We start from the raw sequence: 19,924 nt of genomic DNA, 5'->3' as shown, positions 1-19,924 counted from the left end.
GATAGATGACCGCCCTACGACGGACCCGTAGCTCAGCTGGATAGAGCACCAGACTACGAATCTGGGGGTCGGGCGTTCGAATCGCTCCGGGTCCGCCATTTGAAACAAGGGCTTAGGCATCGCTGCCTTGGCCCTTTTTTCTTGCGTGCCGTTACCGGGCAGGTTTCGAATGTGTTCCCCGCCTGGGAAATGGGCTTGCACGGCCCCGCGTGCTGCGGTTGTGGCGCGGGAAAGCAATTCCGTCGTCCGGTTTGCAGCCCCGCGCCGCAAGCAGGACCGGGCACGGCGGACGGCGGGACGGGATGGTGTGCCGTGGGACCGGCCGGCGGTGACGGAGGCGGGCAGACGCCCGCGCCCCGATCCGTCAGGCCTGCGCCCGGTTGGCGCTGCCGCAATCCTCAAGGTGCCGGTTCCGGCATGATTGCCTCAGCCCGCAATCTGGGAAGTGGCAGACAGTTGACGACCCGTCTTCGCAAGGATTAGAACAAAACAGAAACATCTGTCTTGCTGATGATATGTATGTCTGTTCATGCCTTGCGGCCTCTGGCGCCTATAAGGCGGGTGCCGGACCTGCGTGCTGCAACCCTGGCCGAGATCATTTGCGCCTCGCCGCTGGACGGGGCGGGTTCGGGATTTCTTTTGGCGGCACTGCCCGAGGGGCCGGTGCTGTGGGCACAGGACCGGCTGACCAGGCGCGAGGCAGGGGCGCCATTCCTGCCTGGCATCGGACGGGCGCTGTTGCGCGCCGATCTGTCCCGCGCCGCCGATGTCTTGACGGGGATGGAGGATGCGCTGTCCAGCCCCGCCTTTGCGGCAGTGGTGGGCGAGATATGGGGCGATCCGGCGGCGCTGGATTTCACCGCCACGCGACGGCTGGCCATGCGGGCCGAGGCGGCCGGGCGCCCGTGCTGGCTGCTGCGGCGGGCCGCGTCTGTCCAGGCGTCGGCGGCGCGGATGCGGTGGCGGGTAGCGGCTTGCCCTTCGGACCCGCTGGCGGACGATCCCGCCGCGCCGGGCGATCCGTGCTGGCGGGTCGAGTTGTTCAAGTCGCGCTTGTCGCCGCCGGGCGAATGGCTGGTGCGCCATGAGCGGGATCAGCAAGGAAAGGCGGATCGCCTGCATTTTTCTGCCATCGCTGCCTGTCGAACTCTGGCGGAACCATCGGCTGCGAAGGGGAAAGGAAGCGCCGGATGAAACGCCGGTCGTGCTGTGGGCAGACGGCGCGCATGGTCCGGTTGTGCATGATCTCAACCACGCCGCCCGGAGGGCGGGGATACGGCGGGGCGCGCGCGTCGTGGACATGCGCACCATGTGCCCGGCGCTTCAGGCAGTCCAAGCCGAACCTGAAAATGATGCGGCCGCGCTGTCGCGGCTGATGTTCTGGGCGCGGCGCTGGGGGCCGTTTTCCGCGATGGACGGCGATAACGGGCTGGTTATCGACACCACCGGCGCCGCGCATCTGTTCGGCGGTGAAGACGCGCTGTTGTCCGACATGCAGGCGCGCCTTGCCCGCGCCGGGCTGACGGCAAGGGCGGCGCTGGCGCCGACCTGGGGCGCGGCCTGGGGGCTGGCGCGATACGGAACCGGCCGGCATGTGTGCCGCGATCTTGCCGATCTGTATCCGTTGCCGGTTGCGGCATTGCGGCTGTCGGGAGATACGCTGCTGCTGCTGCGCCGGTTGGGGCTGCGGCGGATCGGCGATCTGGCGGCGATCCCGCGCCTGCCGCTGATGCGCCGCTTTGGCCGCGCGCCTGCCTGGGACAATCCGCTGACCCGGCTGGATCAGGCGATGGGCCGTCTGGCGGAACCGCTTGCCTCGCCCGATCCACCCCCGGATTTCGTGGCCGAGGCGCGGCTGGCCGAGCCGGTGTTCGACCCAACCGACTGGCTGCCGGGGCTGATCGACGATCTGACCGCCAGCCTGGCCCGGCAGGATCGCGGCTGCCGACGGCTGTGCCTTTCGGTGTTCCGCGTCGATGGCGAACGCCGCGACATCCGCGTGGCGACCGCCGCCCCCAGCCGAGAGGCCGCGCATCTGTTGCGCCTTTTCGCCGGGCGGCTTGACGGTCTGGACCCCGGATATGGCTTCGACCTGATCCGCCTCGAGGCCGAGGCCACCGAACCCTTGCCCACGGCGCAGGTGGGCCTGGACGGGCAACCCGATGCGGCGCTGCACCTGTCGCGGCTGGTCGATCGTCTTGTGGCCCGGTTCGGGACCGATGCGATCTTTCGTCCGGCGCCGCTGGAAAGCCACGTTCCCGAACGGGCCGAGGCGCGGGCGCAGCCCCTGCCGGCCGATCCGCCGCCCCCGGCCCGTCCGGACCGCCCCATCCGCCTGTTCGACCCGCCCGAGGAGGTGCGCGTCCTTTACGCGGTTCCCGACGGCCCGCCCGCGCTGTTCATCTGGCGCCGCCAGCAGATCGCCGTCGCCCGCCATGCCGGGCCGGAACGTCTCGCGCCCGAATGGTGGCGGGACAGCCCCGGCACGCGGCTGCGCGACTATTTCCGCATCGAGGACGCCACCGGCCGCCGCTTGTGGCTGTATCGCGAAGGGTTGGCGGGCGACGGGCGGGGCGGGCTGCCCCGCTGGTTCATCCACGGGATGTTCGCCTGATGCCGCAGAACGACCATCAAGCCCCGCGCCGGACGCTGAGCGGCGATTTCGCCCCGAACCCGCGCGCCGATTTCGTTGAACTGGGCGTGACCTCGGCCTTTTCGTTCCTGCGCGGGGCATCCGATGCGACCGAACTGGTCCAGACGGCGCACGGGCTGGGCTATGACGCCATCGGCATCGCCGACCTGAACAGCCTTGCCGGGGCGGTGCGCCTGCATGTCGAGGCGGAAAGGGCCATGCTGCGCCCGATCGTCGGCGCGCGGATCGTGCTGACCTGCGGCACGGGCTTTCTGGCCTATCCCCGCGACCGCGCCGCTTATGGCCGGCTGTCCGCCCTGATTTCCAAGGGCCGGATGCGCGACCCCGAAGGGCGGTGGCAGAAAAAGGGCGTTTGCGACCTGACGCTGGACGATCTGGCCGCCCATGCCGAAGGACTGGCGCTGATCTGGCTGCCGGGCGACGACCTGTCGGTGTTGCCCGGCCTTGCCGCGCGCCTGCCGGGGCTGGGCCATGTCGCGGCCTCGTATCTGCATCGCGGCGACGACGTGGCGCGGATCAACCGGCTGGATCGGGCGGCGCGGGATTGCGGGCTGACGATCCTGGCCACCAACGACGTGCATTATCACGCCCCCGACCGCCGTCCGTTGCAGGACGTGATGACCTGCATCCGCCACGGCACCACCATCGACCGCGCCGGTTTCCTGCTGCACGCCAACGCGGAACGCCACCTGAAATCCCCTGCCCAGATGGCGCGGCTGTTTTCCCGCTGGCCCCATGCCATCCGCGCCGCCCGCGATCTGGCGGACCGGCTGGCCTTTTCGCTGCGGGAACTGTCCTACGAATACCCGCGCGAAACCGCCCCGCCGGGGCGCCAGCCGCAGGAATACCTGGCCGAACTGACCTGGGCGGGGGCCGCCGCGCACTATCCGGGCGGTGTGCCGGACAAGGTGCGCGCCGCGCTGGAACACGAACTGGCCCTGATCGGCAAGAAGAAGATCGCCCCGTATTTCCTGACCATCCATGAAATCGTGAACTTTGCCCGGTCGCGCGGCATCCTGTGCCAGGGGCGCGGATCGGCGGCCAATTCGGCGGTCTGCTTTGTCCTGGGCATCACTCCGGTCGATCCCGCGCAGTTCGACCTGCTGTTCGAACGCTTCATCAGCGAGGATCGCGACGAGCCGCCCGACATCGACGTGGATTTCGAACACGAACGCCGCGAGGAGGTGATCCAGCACATCTATCAGAGATACGGCCGCGACCGTGCCGGGCTTTGCGCCACGGTGATCCATTACCGCCCCCGTTCCGCCATCCGCGAGGTGGGCCGCGCCATGGGCCTGTCCGAGGACATCACCGGCGCCTTGGCCCGGACCGTGTGGGGGGCATGGGGCACCAGCATGGGCGAGGGCGAGGCGTCCGAGGCGGGCCTGGACCTGTCCGACCTGCGCCTGCGCCGCACCCTGACGCTGGCCCAGCAGATGATCGGAATGCCCCGCCACCTGTCCCAGCACGTCGGCGGCTTCATCCTGACCGAGGGGAAACTGACCGAGACGGTGCCCATCGGCAACGGCGCCATGCCCGACCGCAGCTTCATCGAATGGGACAAGGACGACATCGACGCGCTGGGCATCCTCAAGGTCGATGTGCTGGCCCTGGGAATGCTGACCTGCATCCGCAAGTGCTTCGACCTGATCGCCGCGCATCACGGCCGGCGGCTGACGCTGGCGGACCTCGTCCCCGACGCGCCCGACGCCGCCCCCGTGTTCGACATGCTGTGCCGGGGCGACAGCATCGGCGTGTTCCAGGTCGAAAGCCGGGCGCAGATGAACATGCTGCCGCGCCTGAAGCCGCGCCGGTTCTACGACCTGGTGATCGAGGTCGCCATCGTCCGTCCCGGCCCGATCCAGGGCGACATGGTCCACCCCTATCTGCGCCGCCGGAACGGACAGGAAGAAGAGGATTATCCCCGTCCCGGCCCGCCGCATCCGCCGAACGAACTGAAGGACATCCTGGAACGCACCCTGGGCGTGCCGATCTTTCAGGAACAGGCCATGAAGATCGCCATGGTCGCGGCCGAGTTCGATTCGCAGAAAGCCAACGAATTGCGCAAGGCAATGGCGACCTTCCGGTCGCGCGGCACCATCGAGGCGCTTCAGAACGACATGATCGAAGGAATGACCCGGCGCGGCTATGATCCGGTTTTCGCGCGCCGCTGTTTCGACCAGATCAAGGGGTTCGGCGAATACGGCTTTCCCGAAAGCCATGCGGCGGCATTCGCGCATCTGGTCTATGTCTCGGCCTGGCTGAAGCATTACCATCCCGCGGCCTTTGCCGCCGCATTGCTGAACAGCCAGCCGATGGGGTTCTATGCCCCCGCGCAGATCGTCCGCGATGCCCGCGACCACGGGGTTCCGCTTCGGACGGTCGATGTGAATTATTCGGAATGGGACAATACGCTGGAACCGGCCGCCGGCGGCCCGGCCCTGCGGCTGGGGCTGCGCCAGATCGAAGGGCTGGCAAAGACCATGGCGGCCCGGCTGACGGCGGCAAGGGATGCGCCCTTTTCAGGTCTTGCCGATCTGCAAGGGCGGGCGCGGCTGGACACGGCGTGGATACGACGGCTGGCCGCTGCGGATGCGTTCCGATCCGCCGGACTGGACCGGCGCGCGGCCCTGTGGGATGCCAAGGCCCTGCGCGACGCGCCCGACCTGCCGCTGTTCGCGCAGGCCGGGGACGAGGGGGCGGAAACCGCCGTTGCCTTTCCGGCGATGCCGGTCTGCGAACAGGTGGTGGCGGATTACCAGACCCTGCGGCTGTCCTTGAAGGCGCATCCTGTGCGGTTTCTGCGGCGGTCGATGGCCGCGCAGGGCTATACCCCCGCCGCCGATCTGGATCAGAAACGCCAAGGCCAGGCCGTGCGGCTGGCGGGGCTGGTTCTGATCCGCCAACGGCCCGGCAGCGCCAAGGGCGTGTGCTTCATCACCCTGGAGGACGAGACCGGAACCGCGAACCTGGTGATCTGGCCCCAAGCGTTCGAGGCGTTCCGCAAGGTCATCATGACGGCGCGGGTGATCGACGTTCAAGGCAGGGTGCAGCGCGGCGACGGGGTGATCCATGTCGTCGCCGCCAGCCTGACCGACCGCAGCGACGTGTTGCGGCGCCTGTCTGGCGAACCGCCGACCCCGCCCCTGTCCCGCGCCGACGAGGCGAACCGCTCTCTTCCTGCCAGCCGCCAATCGCATCCGCGCAATGCCGAGGTGATCCCGAAATCGCGGGATTTCCATTGACGCTCGGATTGGTCGGGGCTTCGGCTTCCTGGAAGAAACACGGCCTGTTCCGCATTTGCCAGGCCGCATCTCAGCCCGGCACCGCCCGCAGGATCGGGCGCGGCACGGCGGGACAGGTCAATGGAAGCGGTCCGGCAGCGATGTAAGAAAACGGGGCGCCGACAGCACGGTCATGCGATCAGAAGATGCCGATCAGATACAGGATGATGATCACGATGACCGGCACGCCCAGCCACCAGGCAACAAGACCCTTCATGGAAACCTCCTGATAATCCATGCTTCTCAAGCCAACGTCAGGTGTTCGCTTGGGTTCCGCCGCTCGGCGTGGCCTTCATGCGGCGGCCGAGGTGGGCTATAGCGCCTGTCATGATCTATCGCGCCGCTGCCGCCATTCTGGAACGGGGACTGCGCCTGCGCGCCGGAAGGGGCGGGCAGGATGCGCTGCGCGAGCGGCTGGCGCTGGACCGGATCGGTCCCGCCGACATCTGGCTCCATGGCGCATCCGTGGGCGAGCTGACCTCGGCCCGGCCGGTGATCGCGGCCCTGGCGCAGACGCATCGGGTGCTGGTCACGGCCAACAGCCTGACGGGGCGGGACATGGCGGCGGGGTGGGGCCTGCCCGCGCGGCTGGCGCCCTTGGACGTGCCGGGCGCCCTGGCGCGGTTCCTGGACCAGGTGCGGCCCCGCCTTCAGGTCACGGTCGAGGGCGAGTTCTGGCCGTTGCGGTCGCAGGCGCTTGCCGGTCGCGCCGTTCCTCAGGTGGTGATCGGGGCGCGGATGTCGGAACGCTCGGCCTTGCGCTGGAGGCGGCTGCCGCGCCTGATCGCGCCGGTCCTGGGCCGTCTGGCCGCCCTGTCGGCGCAGGATGCGGGCAGCGAATCGCGGCTGCGCGCCCTGGGCCTGCCGGACGGCGCGGTTCTTCCCCGGCTGGATCTGAAGCTGCTGACCCCCGCCGGGATCACGCCGCCGCCGCCGGGGGCCGAACGCGACCGGACGCTGCTGGCCGCGTCCACGCATGAAGGCGAGGAAATCGCGATCCTGGACGCCTGGATGCGCGCGCGCGGCCAGCATCCCGGCCTGCGGCTGATCCTGGCCATCCGCCATCCGCAGCGCGGGAACGAGGTGGCAAGCCTTCTGGCCGGGCTCGGGATCGCCTTTCAGCGCCGTTCGGCCGGGGGCGCGGGCGGCGCGGTGCTGCTGGCCGATACGCTGGGGGAAATGGACCGCTGGTACGCGGCGGCGGGGATCTGCTTTGTGGGCGGTTCCCTGACGGACCGCGGCGGCCATACCCCGTGGGAGCCCGCGGCCCATGCAAGCGCCATCCTGCACGGTCCCCATGTCGGCAATTTCACCGACGCCTATGCGGCGCTGGATGCGGCAGGGGGCGCGCGTCAGGTCGATGCCGGGTCGCTGGCGGATCAGCTGGCGCGGCTGGCGGGCGACGCTTCGGCTGCCCGGCGGATGGGGCAGACGGCCCGCGCGGTGCTGGACGACCGCGCGGGCGATCCGGCCATCCTGATCAAACGCCTGCGGGAACTTGCAGGGACGCATGGCTGACCCGATATAAGGCAGGGAAAGGAAAAGGGTTCGCGTTCGATGATCCGCTATGCTTTGCGCTGCGACCAGGGCCATGATTTCGACGGCTGGTTCCGTTCGTCCGAGGCGTTCGACACGACGCGGGCGGCCGGTCACGTCGCCTGCACGCAATGCGGTTCCGCGAAGGTCGAGAAATCGCTGATGGCCCCGGTTGTCGCGGCGGCCCGGCAGGCGGAACCGGCCGTGAACCCGGCCGAGGCCGCGTTGCAGGCCCTGCGCCGGCAAGTCGAGGCAAACAGCGATTACGTCGGCCTGAAGTTCGCGGACGAGGCCCGCGCCATGCACGAAGGCCGCGCCCCCACCCGCGCCATTCACGGCGAGGCCAAGCTGGAGGAAGCCCGCAAGCTGATCGAGGAGGGCGTGCCCGTGGCCCCCTTGCCCTTTATCCCCCGCCAGAAGACGAATTAGGGCGGTCCGCATCCGCGAAACGACCGCGCCGGTCGGCGGCAATGGCACGGGCGCGCCGGCCTGCCGGGACCGTTGAATTCCAAGACTTTTGGCCGCTTGCGCGGCGGGCGGGAAACGCCGGTGCGTTTTCCCGATCCGCCCGGGACGGGGATGTCCTGTGCCGCGTGACGCCGACCTGTCCGGCGAGGTCCGACGATTTCTGCATCGGCATCCCCCGCCATTCCCTTTCCGCCCTTGCGGTTTCGCCCCCCCGCCCATAAAAGCCGCGGCCAGCAGAAACCCTTGGCTGGAGGCCCGCGATGCCGCTTCTGGTGATGAAATTCGGCGGCACCTCGGTTGCAGACCTTGACCGCATCAAGAATGCCGCCCTGAAGGTGCAGCGCGAGGTCGAGCGCGGCTATGACGTGATCGTCATCGTCAGCGCCATGTCCGGCAAGACGAACGAACTGGTGGGATGGGTCGAACAAACCTCGCCCTTGTTCGATGCGCGCGAATACGACGCGGTGGTGAGTTCCGGCGAGAACGTGACCGCCGGTCTGATGGCCCTGACCTTGCAGGGAATGGGCGTGCCCGCGCGCAGCTGGCAGGGCTGGCAGGTGCCGATCAACACCACCGCGCAGCATTCGGCGGCGCGCTTTGTGGACATCCCGCGCGCCAACATCGACCAGAAGTTCGCCGAAGGCTTCAAGGTGGCCGTTGTTGCGGGCTTCCAGGGGCTTGGCCCCGACGGGCGGATCACCACGCTGGGCCGGGGCGGGTCGGACACCACCGCCGTGGCCTTTGCCGCGGCCTTCGGGGCCGAACGCTGCGACATCTATACCGACGTGGACGGCGTCTACACGACCGACCCGCGCATCACCTCGAAGGCCCGCAAGCTGGACAAGATCGCCTTCGAGGAGATGCTGGAACTGGCCTCGCTGGGCGCCAAGGTCCTGCAAACCCGGTCGGTCGAGCTTGCGATGCGCTACAAGGTGCGGCTGCGCGTGTTATCCTCGTTCGAGGACACGGACGAGAATTCGGGCACCCTGATCTGTGCCGAGGAGGAAATCATGGAATCGAAAGTCGTCAATGGCGTCGCCTCCTCGCGCGACGAGGCCAAGATCACCCTGGTCACGGTCGAGGACCGCCCCGGCATTTCCGCCGCCATCTTCGCCCCCCTGGCCGAGGCGGGCGTGAACGTGGACATGATCGTCCAGAACATTTCCGAAAAGGACTACGAGGATCACCCCGGGTCGGTGACGGACATGACCTTCTCGGTCCCGATCAACCAGGTCGAACGCGCCAAGCGCGCGATGGAGGACGCCAAGGCCGCGGGCACCATCGCCTATGACGAGCTGGTGGTGGACACCGAGGTCGCCAAGGTGTCGGTGGTGGGCATCGGAATGCGCAGCCATGCGGGCGTCGCGGCCAAGATGTTCAAGGCGCTTGCCGATGAAAACGTCAACATCAAGGTCATCGCCACCAGCGAGATCAAGATTTCGGTGCTGATCGACCGCAAGTATATGGAATTGGCCGTGCAGGCGCTGCATGATGCCTTTGGCCTGGAAGCGGCCTGACATTCTCTGACGGCCCGCCCCTTTGCGGCGGCGGCGGGTTCTCGCAAAGCAAGGCAGGCCGGCGATGCAAGACCGCAAGGACAGCGACTCTCGCAAGTTGCTGCAACGGTTGAAGGAGATTCTGGCTGCCCCCGGCGGCGGCCAGGACCGGCTTGACCAGATCACCCATCACATCGCCGATTCGATGGGAACGGATGTCTGCTCGATCTACCTGTTCCGCGATCCCAACACGCTGGAACTGTGCGCGACCGAAGGCCTGCGCCCCGAATCCGTCCACCGCACCCGGCTCCGCCTGGGCGAGGGGCTGGTGGGCCGCGTGGCCCGCACGGGCCGGCATGTCAACACCGCCGACGCGCCGTCCGAACCCGGCTTCCGCTTCATGCCGGAAACGGGCGAGGAGGTGTTTCCCTCGTTTCTGGGCGTGCCGATCCAGCGGGTCGGCGAACGGCTGGGCGTGCTGGTGGTCCAGTGCCGCGAGGCCCGGCTGTTTTCCGAGGACGAGATCTACGGCCTGGAGGTCGTGGCCATGGTGCTGGCCGAGATGACCGAACTGGGCGCCTTTCAGGGCACCCAGGCCGACAGCCTGCCGCCCGCGCACCGTTTTCCCCTGATGATCCGCGGATCCACCGGGCAGGAAGGTGCCGCCGAAGGCCGCGTCTGGCTGCACGAGGCCCGGGTGGTCGTCACCAACCCCGTGGGCGACGATCCCGACCGCGAACTCGCGCGCCTGCACGAAGGCGTGGCGATGCTGCGCAGCACCGTGGACAAGATGGTCGCCGCCGCCGACATGGGGGGCGAGGGCGAACACCAGGCCGTGCTGGAAACCTATCGCATGTTCGCCCATTCGCGCAGCTGGCTGAAGCGGATGGAGGAGGACATCCGCCTGGGCCTGTCGGCCGAGGCCGCGGTGGAAAAGGAACAGTCCGCCGCCCGCGCCCGGCTGGAGATGGCCGCCGATCCTTATCTGCGCGACCGCCTGCACGACCTGGACGACCTGTCGAACCGGCTGCTGCGCATCCTGACCGGGCAGGGCGCCGACACCGGGGCCGAGATGCCCGACAATCCGATCCTGGTCGCCCGCAACATCGGCCCGGCGGAACTGCTGGAATACGGCCGCCGGTTGCGCGGCGTGGTGCTGGAGGACGGATCGGTCGGCAGCCACGCCGCCATCGTGGCCCGCGCGCTGGCGATCCCGCTGGTCATCCACGCCGCCCGCATCACGACCGAGGCGCTGAACGGCGACACGATCCTGATCGACGGCGACCAGGGCATCGTCCATCTGCGCCCCGAGGAAAGCGTCTACAAGGCGTTCCTGGACAAGATCGCCATGCAGGCCGAGGCCCAGAACCGCTATGCCAGCCTGCGCGCCCTGCCCGCGACGGGCACCTGCGGCACCACGATCCAGCTTTACATGAACGCGGGGCTGATGGCCGACCTGCCGTCGCTGGCCGGGTCGGGGGCCGAGGGCGTGGGCCTGTTCCGCACCGAATTGCAGTTCCTGATCCGCAACCACGTCCCCCGCCGGGGCGAACTGGCCGAGCTTTACCGCCGCGTGATGGACAACGCGCAGGGCAAGCCGGTGATGTTCCGCACGCTGGACATCGGATCGGACAAGGTTCTGCCCTACATGAAGCCGCAGGACGAGCCGAACCCCGCGATGGGCTGGCGCGCGATCCGGGTGGGGCTGGACAAGCGCGGCGTCCTGCGGATGCAGTTGCAGGCGCTGATCCGTGCCTCGGTCGGGCGGCCGCTGCACGTGATGTTTCCGTTCATCGCCGACATTACCGAATACGAGGCCGCCTATCGCATCCTGATGCAGGAACTGTCGCGCGAACAGCGCCTTGGCCATCCGATGCCCACCGACATCCGCGTGGGCGCCATGCTGGAAACGCCGTCGCTGGCCTTCGCGCCCAGGAAGTTCTTCGAGATGTGCGACTTCATCTCGATCGGCGGCAACGACCTGAAGCAGTTCTTCTTCGCCGCCGACCGGGAAAACGAACGGGTGCGGCGGCGCTACGACACGCTGAACTCGTCCTTCCTGTTGCTGTTGCGCCAGATCATCGAGCGCTGCGAGGACGCGCGCGTGCCGCTGTCCTTTTGCGGCGAGGATGCGGGCCGCCCCGTCGAGGCGCTGGCCTTCGCGGCCTTGGGGATCCGGCGGCTGTCGATGCGCCCGGCCTCCATCGGACCGGTCAAGCACCTGATCCGGCGCGTGTCGATCACCGACCTGCGCCAGGTCATCGACGAGGGGCTGGACCGCGGCCTGCCCAACCTGCGCCAGCCCGTCACGGAATGGCTGGCCAGCCAATAGGCGGAAAGGCGCGAAAACGGGCGGCGGACCCCCCGCTGCCCCCCGCTGCCCCTTGTAAACCTGCAACCTTCCCAAGAAGGCGGGGGTTCGGCTTGCGCCTTGCTGCGGCATGGCATCCCCCTTATAGTGAAACGGTTTTTGGCAACCATCACCCGATATGAAACGCCGTCAATTTCTCAACGCAGCCACCGCCCTGGCCGCCGGAGGCTCGTTTGCCGCCGTGCCCGCGCAGGCGCAGACCGCAACGGATCAGGCGGCGCCTGCCGACGCCGCGGGCGACACGCCCCCTGCGCCCGCGCCGACCGTCTTCGGATTCGAGGAGGTGGCGGCGCTTGCGGCGGAACGGGCGACGCGCGTTTATGAACAGCCGGTGGCCGATCTGGTGGGCAGCTTCGCCAACCTGACCTATGACCAGTACCGGGCGATCCGCTTCCGCCGCGACCGCGATCCCTTTGCGGGCAATCCCCGCTTCGGCATGGATCTGCTGCCCCCGGGCTCGATCTTCTACGAGCCGGTGAACATCAGCGTGGTCCGCGACGGCGTGCCGCACCGGCTGGACTTCGATCCTTCGATGCTGGATTTCGATCCCTCGCAATTTCCCGACGGGGCGGATCTGCAAAACAAGGGCGAGATGGGCTGGTCCGGCTTCCGCATGCGGACGATCCTGAACCGCCCCGGCGTGCTGGACGAGTTCCTGGTCTTCCAGGGCGCCACCTATTTCCGCGCCGTGGCGCGGGGCACGATCTACGGCCTGTCCGCGCGCGGGCTGGCCATCAAGACCGGCAGCCCGGATGGCGAGGAATTCCCGCTGTTCACCGATTTCTGGATCCAGGAACCGTCTGACGGGTCGGAATGGGTCCGCATCTATGCGGTGCTGGACAGCAAGTCGGTCGCGGGCGCCTATCAGTTCGACATCAATCCCGGCGCGGTGTCGATGGTGCGGGTGCGCGTCGCGCTGTTTCCCCGCGTCGATCTGCAAAACACCGGGCTTGCGCCCTTGACCTCGATGTTCTGGTTCAGCCCGGCCAGCCGGCGCGAGGTGGACGACTACCGCCCCGCCGTCCATGACAGCGACGGCGTGCAGATGCACACGGGGGCGGGGCAGGCGCTGTGGCGCACGCTTGGCGCGCACAAGACGCTGCAAATCTCGTCCTTCGTGGACAACAACCCGCGCGGCTTCGGACTGATCCAGCGCAAGCGCGCCTTCGAGGACTATCAGGATTCCGAGGCGCTGTATCACCTGCGCCCTTCGGCCTGGATCCAGCCCGAGGAGAACTGGGGCGAGGGCGAGGTGCGCCTGGTCGAGATCCCCGTCGAGAACGAGTTCAACGACAACATCGTCACCTGCTGGGTGCCCAAGGATCCGCTGGTCAGGGATCGGCGCCACGAATACCGCTACCGGCTCGGTTTCGCGCCGCTGCCCGCCAACGACCTGCCATTGGCCAGGGTGGTGCAGGTGCGGTCCGGCCGGTCGGTCAATTCGCAGGTGGCGCGCAGCGTCATCGTCGATTTCGACCTGTCGCTGTTCGCCGATGCCCTGCCCGAATCCAAGGTCACGACCTCGGCCGGCAACATCGCCCATGCCTATCTCAAACCGCTGCCCCACCAGGGCGTGCTGCGCCTGGCTTTCGAGTTCGAGCCGGGCGACGCCACCCTGGCCGAACTCCAGGCCGTGCTGACCAGCCCCGAGGGTGTCGTGCAAAGCGAAACCTGGCTGGCCCGCTGGACCGCATGACGCTGATGGACCGGCCCCTTGCCCCCGCGGCCACGCGTCCCGCCACCCCGCCCGAAGCGCCGCTGGCCATGCCCGTGCAGGATTTCGGCGCGCCCCCCCGCCAGGCCTTTCCGCGCCTGCGCAACGGCTGGCGGGTCTGGGCGGCCCGGCTGGTGGCCTTCGGCGGCGCGGCAGTCATCGCCGTTGTGGGCTTTCTGCAAATGTTGCAGTCCTTCGGCGACGATCCGACGCCGATGCAATGGGCGCTGCTGGTTCTGTTCGTGCCGACCTTCGCCTGGGTGGGCTTTTCCTTTTGCGGCGTTCTGGCGGGCCTGTTCGCGTCCGACCTGACCACGCCCGACGGCCCGAACGACGCCCGCGTGGCCGTGGTCATGCCGATCTATCACGAGGACGCGGCCAAGAGCATCGGCCTGCTGACCGCGCTCGCGCGCGAGTTGGACCGAGAGGGCATGGCCGAGCGGGCCGAGATCTTCGTGCTGTCCGACAGCCGCGACCCGGTCATCGCCGTGAACGAGACGCTGGTGATCGACGCGGCGCGCAAGATGTCGCCCCTGCCGATCTGGTACCGCCGCCGCGTCACCAACGAAGATCGCAAGACCGGCAACATCAGCGACTTCATCCGCCGCTGGGGCGGACGCTACGACCAGATGGTGGTGCTGGACGCCGACAGCATCATGACGGGGGCCACGATCCGCGCCTTGTCCGCGCGCATGAACGCCGATCCCCGTCTGGCGCTGATCCAGACCATGCCGATCCTGGTGGGGGGCGAGACGATCTTTGCCCGTTTGACGCAGTTCGCGGGCCGCGTTTATGGCCCGATGATCGCGCGGGGCGTGTCCGCCTGGTCGGGCAACACCGGCAACTTCTGGGGCCACAACGCCATCATCCGCCTGCCGGCCTTCGCGTCCGCCTGCGGGCTGCCGCGGCTGCCCGGCAGCCCGCCCTTCGGCGGCACCATCCTGTCCCACGATTTCGTGGAGGCCGCGGCGCTTTGCCGGGCGGGCTGGAAGGTGCGGCTGGACCACGACCTGCGCGGCAGCTTCGAAGGCTGCCCGCCCACGCTTCTGGACATGGCCGTGCGCGAACGCCGCTGGGCGCAGGGCAACTTGCAGCATTCCCGCCTGTTCGGGATGCGCGGCGCGCGCGCCGTCACGCTGGCCCACTTCACCATCGGCATTCTGGGATTCCTGATGAGCCCGCTGTGGCTGGCGCTGATCCTGGTCGGTCTGGTCCTGTCGGCCACCGTGCTGCTGTCCACGCCCGAATATTTCCCGACAGCCTATCAACTGTTCCCCGACTGGCCGGTTTTCGACGCGCGGCGGATGTTCTGGCTGTTCGTGGCCGCGATGGCGCTGCTGCTGCTGCCCAAGCTGATCGCGACCTTCCGCGCCTGGATGCGGCCCTTGGCGCGCAATTCGGGCGGGCCGGTGCGCATCTTTGCCAGTTCCCTGTTCGAGATCCTGCTGTCGGCCCTGATCGCGCCGGTGCAGATGCTGATCCAGACGCGCCAGATTTACGAAATCCTGCGCGGCCGGGACAGCGGCTGGAACGCCCAGGTCCGGGCCGGGTCCATGCCCGACTGGAACGTGGTGATCGCGCGGCACTGGGTGCATGTGGGCCTGGGTATCGGCACGCTGATCGTGCTGGCGCAGTTTTCCCCCGCGCAGCTGATCTGGCTGTCGCCGATCCTGGCCGGGCTGATCCTGTCGCCCGTGACCTCGCGCTATTCCGCCAGTCCGGTCTTCGGCCGCTGGGCGCGGATGCGCGGCCTTCTGGTCACGCCCGAGGAGCGCAATCCCCCCGCGATCCTGTCGGACGCAGGCGCCGCCGTCCGGTCCATGCCCCGGCCCCTGAAGGGCGGGGCGGGGCTGCTGCACTTCGGCGGCCATCCCGACATGATCGAGCGCCATGTCGCGCTGCTGCCCGAAAACCCCGACCTGCCCGTGGACAAGCGCCTGCACCGCATCACCGCCGCCGCCAAGATCGCCCATGCCGCCACCCGGTCCGAGGCGCTGGACTATCTGACCCGCGACGAAACCGACGCGCTGGTCTCGGATCCCGCGCTGTTGCGGCAATGGAGCGTCCTTCCGTCATGAAGCGTCTGATCGCGCTGGACATGCTGCGCGGCTACGCGCTGGTCTGCATCATGCTTGACCACATGCCGCTCTCGGAACTGCGCTGGTTCACGCTGGCCAATTTCGCCATTTTCGACGCGGCCGAGCTGTTCGTTCTGTTGTCGGGCTTCCTGGTGGGCATGGTCTGGCTGTCGGTCGAACGCAAAAGCGGCCTGCGCGCCGCCCAATGGCGCTTTGCCCGCCGCGCTTTCGAGGTCTGGCGCGCCCTGGTTTTCGGCGGGCTGGTCATGGCGCTGGTATCCGCAGGCTTGCTGGCGCTGGACATGGACCACACGGCGATCTGGCACCAATACGCGGTCTGGGTGGTGGACAACCCCCTGGGCTTTCTCGGCGTGCTGGCCAGCATGTGGCTGCAACCGAACCTGCTGGACGTGCTGGCGGTTTACGTGATCCTGCTGGCCTCGGTTCCGGTCTTGGTGCCGGTGCTGCTGCGCCACCCGCTCAGCTTCGCGGCGGGATCCTTCGCGCTGTGGTGCTTTGCCCCGGTGCTGAACGCCTTTGTGCCCAACCACCGCATCGGCGGGCTGCTGTTCAATCCCTTCGGCTGGCAGATGCTGTTCTATTCCGGCATCGCCATGGGCCTTTACCGCCAGCAGGCCATGCCGGTGCTGATGCAGCACAGGCGGCTTCTGACGGTCCTGTCCACGGGCATGTTCCTGTTCGGCACCGCCATCGTGATCGCCGCCAAGTTCGGCGAACCCGCGCTGCCCGTTCGCGACGCCCTGCGCCTGATCTATGGCGGAGAGATCGGCAAATGGGATCTGGACGGCACCCGCTACATGGCGATCATGGGCGCAAGCTGGCTGGTCGCGGTGCCCCTGGCCAGCATCATGGAGCGGATCGCCGCCAGCCGCCTGGGCGTGGCCTTGCAGCAGATCGGCCGGGGCGGGCTGTTTTCCTTTCTGGCCTGCGTGCTGCTGTCGGTTCTGGGCGACGCCTTTCAGATGAACCCCCCGGGCCAGGGCATCGCCCGCCGCATGGCCGTCGATGTTTGGGCGATGCTGGCGCTGTGGTGGATTTCCGCCCTGTGGCTGACCTACGGCGCGCCCTGGCAGCTGTCGATCCGGCTGCGGCGCCTGGCCAAGGGCTGATCGAGATCAGGCAGTTCGGGAAAGTGGAGGCGGGTACCGGAATCGAACCGGTCTTCACGGATTTGCAATCCGCTGCGTAACCTCTCCGCCAACCCGCCGCCGGTCAAGGTGGGCATGGCATAAAGGATCGTCCCGCCGCTTGCAAGACGGGAATGTGCGGCGTTGCGAGGTCCACGAAATCATGCCAATAAAGCTGGAAAGCACTTGCAGAGGCTCCACGAGATGAGCGATTTCGCCATGCGGCGCACCATGATGGTGGACACGCAGGTCCGCCCCAATGATGTCACGAAATTCCCCGTGATCGAGGCCATGCTGGCCGTCCCGATGGAGGATTTCGTGCCCGCCTCGCGCCGGGCGGTGGCCTATTCGGGGGAAAACCTGGATCTGGGCCGGGGCCGTGTCCTGCTGGAACCCCGCACGCTGGGCAAGATGATCGACATGCTGGACCTGCAACCCGGCGACCTGGTTCTGGATCTGGCCTGCGGCTATGGCTATTCCTCGGCGGTCGTGGCGCGCATGGTCCAGGCCGTCGTCGCCATCGAGGAGGACGCCGAAATGGCCGCCGAGGCCGAGCGCCGCCTGAACGAGGCGGGCGTCTTCAATGTCGCGGTGCTGAACGCCCCCCTGGCGCAGGGCGCGCCGAAGCAGGGCCCTTATGACGCCATCCTGATCGGCGGCGGGGTCGAGGAGGTGCCCGAGGCGATCCTGGACCAGCTGAAGGAAGGCGGGCGCGTCGTCGCGCCGTTCCTGGAAGGAACCCTGGGCGTCGTCCGCATCGGCCACCGTCTTCATGGCCGCGTCAACTGGCGCTACGGCTTCAACGCGCAGGCCCCGTTGCTGCCGGGGTTCGCGCGGGCAAGGGGATTCACGCTATGACCCGCTTCCGTCATCTGGCCGGCGTCGCGGCCATTGCGCTGGTGGCCCTGGGCGGCCGTGCCGCCCTGGCCGAATCCCTGGCCGACACGATGGTCGCAGCCTATCGCCATTCCGCCCTGATCGAGCAGAACCGCGCCGTGCTGCGCGCCGCGGACGAGGACGTGGCCGCCGCGCTGGCCGAGTTGCGCCCCATTGTCCAGTGGACCGCCAGCCATCAGGTCTCGCGCAGCGAGAACGCGTCGGACTATCTCACCGCCCGCTCGACCTCGTTGCAGATCGGCGCGCAGATGCTGCTGTATGACTGGGGCAGGTCGCAACTGGCCATCGACGCGGCCAAGGAACAGGTTCTGGCGACGCGCCAGGGCCTTGTCTCGGTCGAACAGGACGTTCTGCTGAACGCGACCGTGGCCTTTTTCGACATCCGGCAGGCGACCGAACGGGTGGCCTTGCAGCAGAACTCGGTCGAGGTGCTGACGCAGGAACGCCAGGCTGCCCAGGACCGCTTCGACGTGGGCGAGATCACCGTGACCGACGTGGCCCTGGCCGATGCGCAACTGGCCGAAACCCAGGCCGGGCTGGCCTCGGCCCAAGGGGACCTGGAGATCGCGCGCGAAGCCTATCTGGCGGCGACCGGGCGCTTCCCCGACCGCCTGGACGCCCCTCCGCCGCTGCCCCGGCTGCCCGCCAGCGTGGACGAGGCGCGGGCCATCGGCCAGCGCAACCACCCGCTGATCGCGCAGGCGCAGCGTCAGGCGGCCGCCGCCGAGCTGGGCGTGGCCCAGGCCGCGGCGGAACGCAACCCGTCGCTGTCGGCCAATGTCCAGGCGGGCGTCACGCGCAGCCGGCAGCAGCAACTGACCGGCGTGGGCGATTACGACAACCGCAACAGCGCCTCGGTCGGGCTGGAGCTGAACCAGACCATCTATTCAGGCGGCCGCCTGCCCGCCGCGCACCGCCGCGCCATGGCGCTGCGCGACCAGTCGCGCGCGAACCTGCTGAACGTGTCGCGCCAGATCAGCCAGCTGGTTGGCGAATCATGGGCGAACATCGCCGTGGCCCGGGCCCAGATCGGCGCCATCGACGAACAGATCGCGGCGGCGCAGCAGGCCTACAATGGTGTCCGCGAGGAAGCGGCGCTTGGCGCGCGCACCACGCTGGACGTGCTGGACGCCGAACAGTCGCTGCTCGAGGCGCGGGCCGACAAGATTACGGCGGAAGCCAACCTGCAATTAGCACATTATCAACTTCTGGCTGCTATGGGTCGTCTTACGGTAGAACACCTGAACCTGGGGATTCCGACCTATGACCCTTCGCAATACTACAACGCCGTGCGCGACGCGCCTTATACCAGCAAGCAGGGCGAAAGCCTTGACCGCGTGCTTCGCGCCATCGGCCGCAACTGAACGTCTGATCCGCGGGGGTCTCCATGGCTGATCCCCGCGTTTCGCAAAATGCCGCGCGCCTGTCGGAAGACATCGGGGACGTGCTGTCAGCCATCCGCCGCATGATCGCCGATGACGACGCGCTCAGCACCGCGCGCGACGGGATCCGCTCAGGTCGCACGAACTTGGTGCAGGACGACGCGGGCGAATTCCTGGCACGCCGTTATGGCGGCAATGCCGCCCTGGCCCGCCAGATGGTCGAGGGGGCCGAATCGGTACGGCCCGCGGTTTCCGCCGATCCCGCGCCCTTGCCCGAGCCTGGGAATGTCCCGCAGGTTCCGGCCTTTATCCTGCGCACCGCGACCCAGCCTGCGGCCAACGTGGCGCCCCTTCGCCTGGGGGCCGAACGCCGGGTTGCCGAACCCGAACCGGCCAAGACTTCCGGCTGGCGCGCCTGGCTGCGGCCAGAGGTGCGCGAAACCGTCCCGCAGCCCGACCATGCCCCGGCGCCTGAGCCGGTGCCCGCGCCCGTCAGCCTTGAACAGGCGGTCCAGGATTTCGCCGACGACTCTGACGACTTCGCCGAGGCTTTCGACTGGAAGGCGCGGATGCGTCCCGAACTGGAGGAACCGGCCCCGGCAGTCGCCGCCCGGCCTGTCGAACAGCGCCTGTCCGGCTGGACCCTGCCGCCCGAGCCCGCGGTCGATCCCGTCGCCGAACTGGCCGCCGCGGCCGCGGCGTTCGATGCCGAATTGCAGGCGCAGGCCGATGGGGACAGCACCGAACAGGACATCCGCGACATGCTGCGCGAGATGGTGCAAGAAGAACTGAACGGAGAACTGGGCCAGCGGTTCTCGGCCAATCTGCGCGCGGTGATCCGCCGCGAGGTCGCCGCCGCCATCGAGGCGCAGCTGGATCGGTTCTGACGCGGCGTCG

At 68.3% G+C, this 19,924-nt stretch carries 13 protein-coding genes and 2 tRNA genes; 14 read left to right on the top strand and 1 reads right to left on the bottom strand.

Annotated features, from left to right (window positions below):
* The first annotated feature begins 21 nt into the window (after positions 1–21).
* From ACFOM8_RS10975 to opgC, 11 genes are all read left to right on the top strand, one after another.
* Positions 22–98, top strand: a tRNA-Arg gene (locus tag ACFOM8_RS10975).
* A 463-nt stretch (positions 99–561) separates the two neighbouring features.
* Complete coding sequence (locus tag ACFOM8_RS10970) at positions 562–1,194, top strand: ImuA family protein (RefSeq protein WP_377761398.1); 633 nt, start codon at positions 562–564, stop codon at positions 1,192–1,194.
* On the top strand, positions 1,085–2,614 hold the full coding sequence (locus ACFOM8_RS10965; protein ID WP_377761397.1) for a Y-family DNA polymerase: 1,530 nt from the start codon (positions 1,085–1,087) through the stop codon (positions 2,612–2,614). The genes ACFOM8_RS10970 and ACFOM8_RS10965 overlap by 110 nt, the downstream gene beginning before the upstream one ends.
* A complete protein-coding gene (locus ACFOM8_RS10960; RefSeq protein ID WP_377761396.1) occupies positions 2,614–5,898 on the top strand; it encodes an error-prone DNA polymerase in 3,285 nt (1,094 codons plus the stop codon). Before ACFOM8_RS10965 ends, ACFOM8_RS10960 begins: the two co-directional genes overlap by 1 nt.
* Before the next feature lie 366 nt (positions 5,899–6,264).
* Complete coding sequence (locus tag ACFOM8_RS10955) at positions 6,265–7,455, top strand: 3-deoxy-D-manno-octulosonic acid transferase (protein WP_377761395.1); 1,191 nt, start codon at positions 6,265–6,267, stop codon at positions 7,453–7,455.
* 39 nt (positions 7,456–7,494) lie between these two features.
* A complete protein-coding gene (locus tag ACFOM8_RS10950; protein ID WP_377761394.1) occupies positions 7,495–7,902 on the top strand; it encodes a DUF1178 family protein in 408 nt (135 codons plus the stop codon).
* Positions 7,903–8,201: 299 nt separating this feature from the next.
* Positions 8,202–9,458 (top strand): aspartate kinase, encoded by a 1,257-nt coding sequence (locus ACFOM8_RS10945; protein WP_377761393.1) that lies wholly within the window; start codon positions 8,202–8,204, stop codon positions 9,456–9,458.
* A gap of 64 nt (positions 9,459–9,522) precedes the next feature.
* Positions 9,523–11,769: a phosphoenolpyruvate--protein phosphotransferase gene (gene ptsP, locus ACFOM8_RS10940; RefSeq protein WP_377761392.1), complete on the top strand. Its 2,247-nt coding sequence runs from the start codon at positions 9,523–9,525 to the stop codon at positions 11,767–11,769.
* A 157-nt stretch (positions 11,770–11,926) separates the two neighbouring features.
* On the top strand, positions 11,927–13,504 hold the full coding sequence (locus ACFOM8_RS10935) for a glucan biosynthesis protein (RefSeq protein WP_377761391.1): 1,578 nt from the start codon (positions 11,927–11,929) through the stop codon (positions 13,502–13,504).
* Positions 13,501–15,600: a glucans biosynthesis glucosyltransferase MdoH gene (gene mdoH, locus ACFOM8_RS10930; RefSeq protein ID WP_377761390.1), complete on the top strand. Its 2,100-nt coding sequence runs from the start codon at positions 13,501–13,503 to the stop codon at positions 15,598–15,600. The genes ACFOM8_RS10935 and mdoH overlap by 4 nt, the downstream gene beginning before the upstream one ends.
* The gene (opgC, locus tag ACFOM8_RS10925; RefSeq protein ID WP_377761389.1) at positions 15,597–16,730 is read left to right on the top strand and encodes an OpgC domain-containing protein; all 1,134 of its coding nucleotides are present in this window, start codon (positions 15,597–15,599) and stop codon (positions 16,728–16,730) included. The genes mdoH and opgC overlap by 4 nt, the downstream gene beginning before the upstream one ends.
* A 24-nt stretch (positions 16,731–16,754) precedes the next feature.
* On the opposite strand, the gene ACFOM8_RS10920 is transcribed toward opgC, so the two are convergent.
* Positions 16,755–16,828: transfer RNA gene (locus tag ACFOM8_RS10920), tRNA-Cys, on the bottom strand.
* A gap of 124 nt (positions 16,829–16,952) precedes the next feature.
* On the opposite strand from ACFOM8_RS10920, the gene ACFOM8_RS10915 reads away from it, so the two are divergent.
* From ACFOM8_RS10915 to ACFOM8_RS10905, 3 genes are read left to right on the top strand one after another with little or no spacing between them, the layout of a single operon-like run.
* Positions 16,953–17,606 carry a protein-L-isoaspartate O-methyltransferase family protein gene (locus ACFOM8_RS10915; RefSeq protein ID WP_377761388.1) on the top strand — a complete coding sequence of 218 codons (654 nt, stop codon included), beginning with the start codon at positions 16,953–16,955 and terminating at the stop codon, positions 17,604–17,606.
* The gene (locus ACFOM8_RS10910; protein ID WP_377761387.1) at positions 17,603–19,009 is read left to right on the top strand and encodes a TolC family outer membrane protein; all 1,407 of its coding nucleotides are present in this window, start codon (positions 17,603–17,605) and stop codon (positions 19,007–19,009) included. Before ACFOM8_RS10915 ends, ACFOM8_RS10910 begins: the two co-directional genes overlap by 4 nt.
* 23 nt (positions 19,010–19,032) lie before the next feature.
* On the top strand, positions 19,033–19,914 hold the full coding sequence (locus ACFOM8_RS10905) for a hypothetical protein (RefSeq protein ID WP_377761386.1): 882 nt from the start codon (positions 19,033–19,035) through the stop codon (positions 19,912–19,914).
* The last annotated feature ends 10 nt before the right edge of the window (positions 19,915–19,924 follow it).

The organism is Paracoccus angustae, from assembly GCF_042648745.1.
Classification (GTDB): domain Bacteria; phylum Pseudomonadota; class Alphaproteobacteria; order Rhodobacterales; family Rhodobacteraceae; genus Paracoccus; species Paracoccus angustae.
The sequence above is the reverse complement of the archived record's forward strand: the minus strand, read 5'-3'. Positions and strand labels throughout refer to the sequence as shown.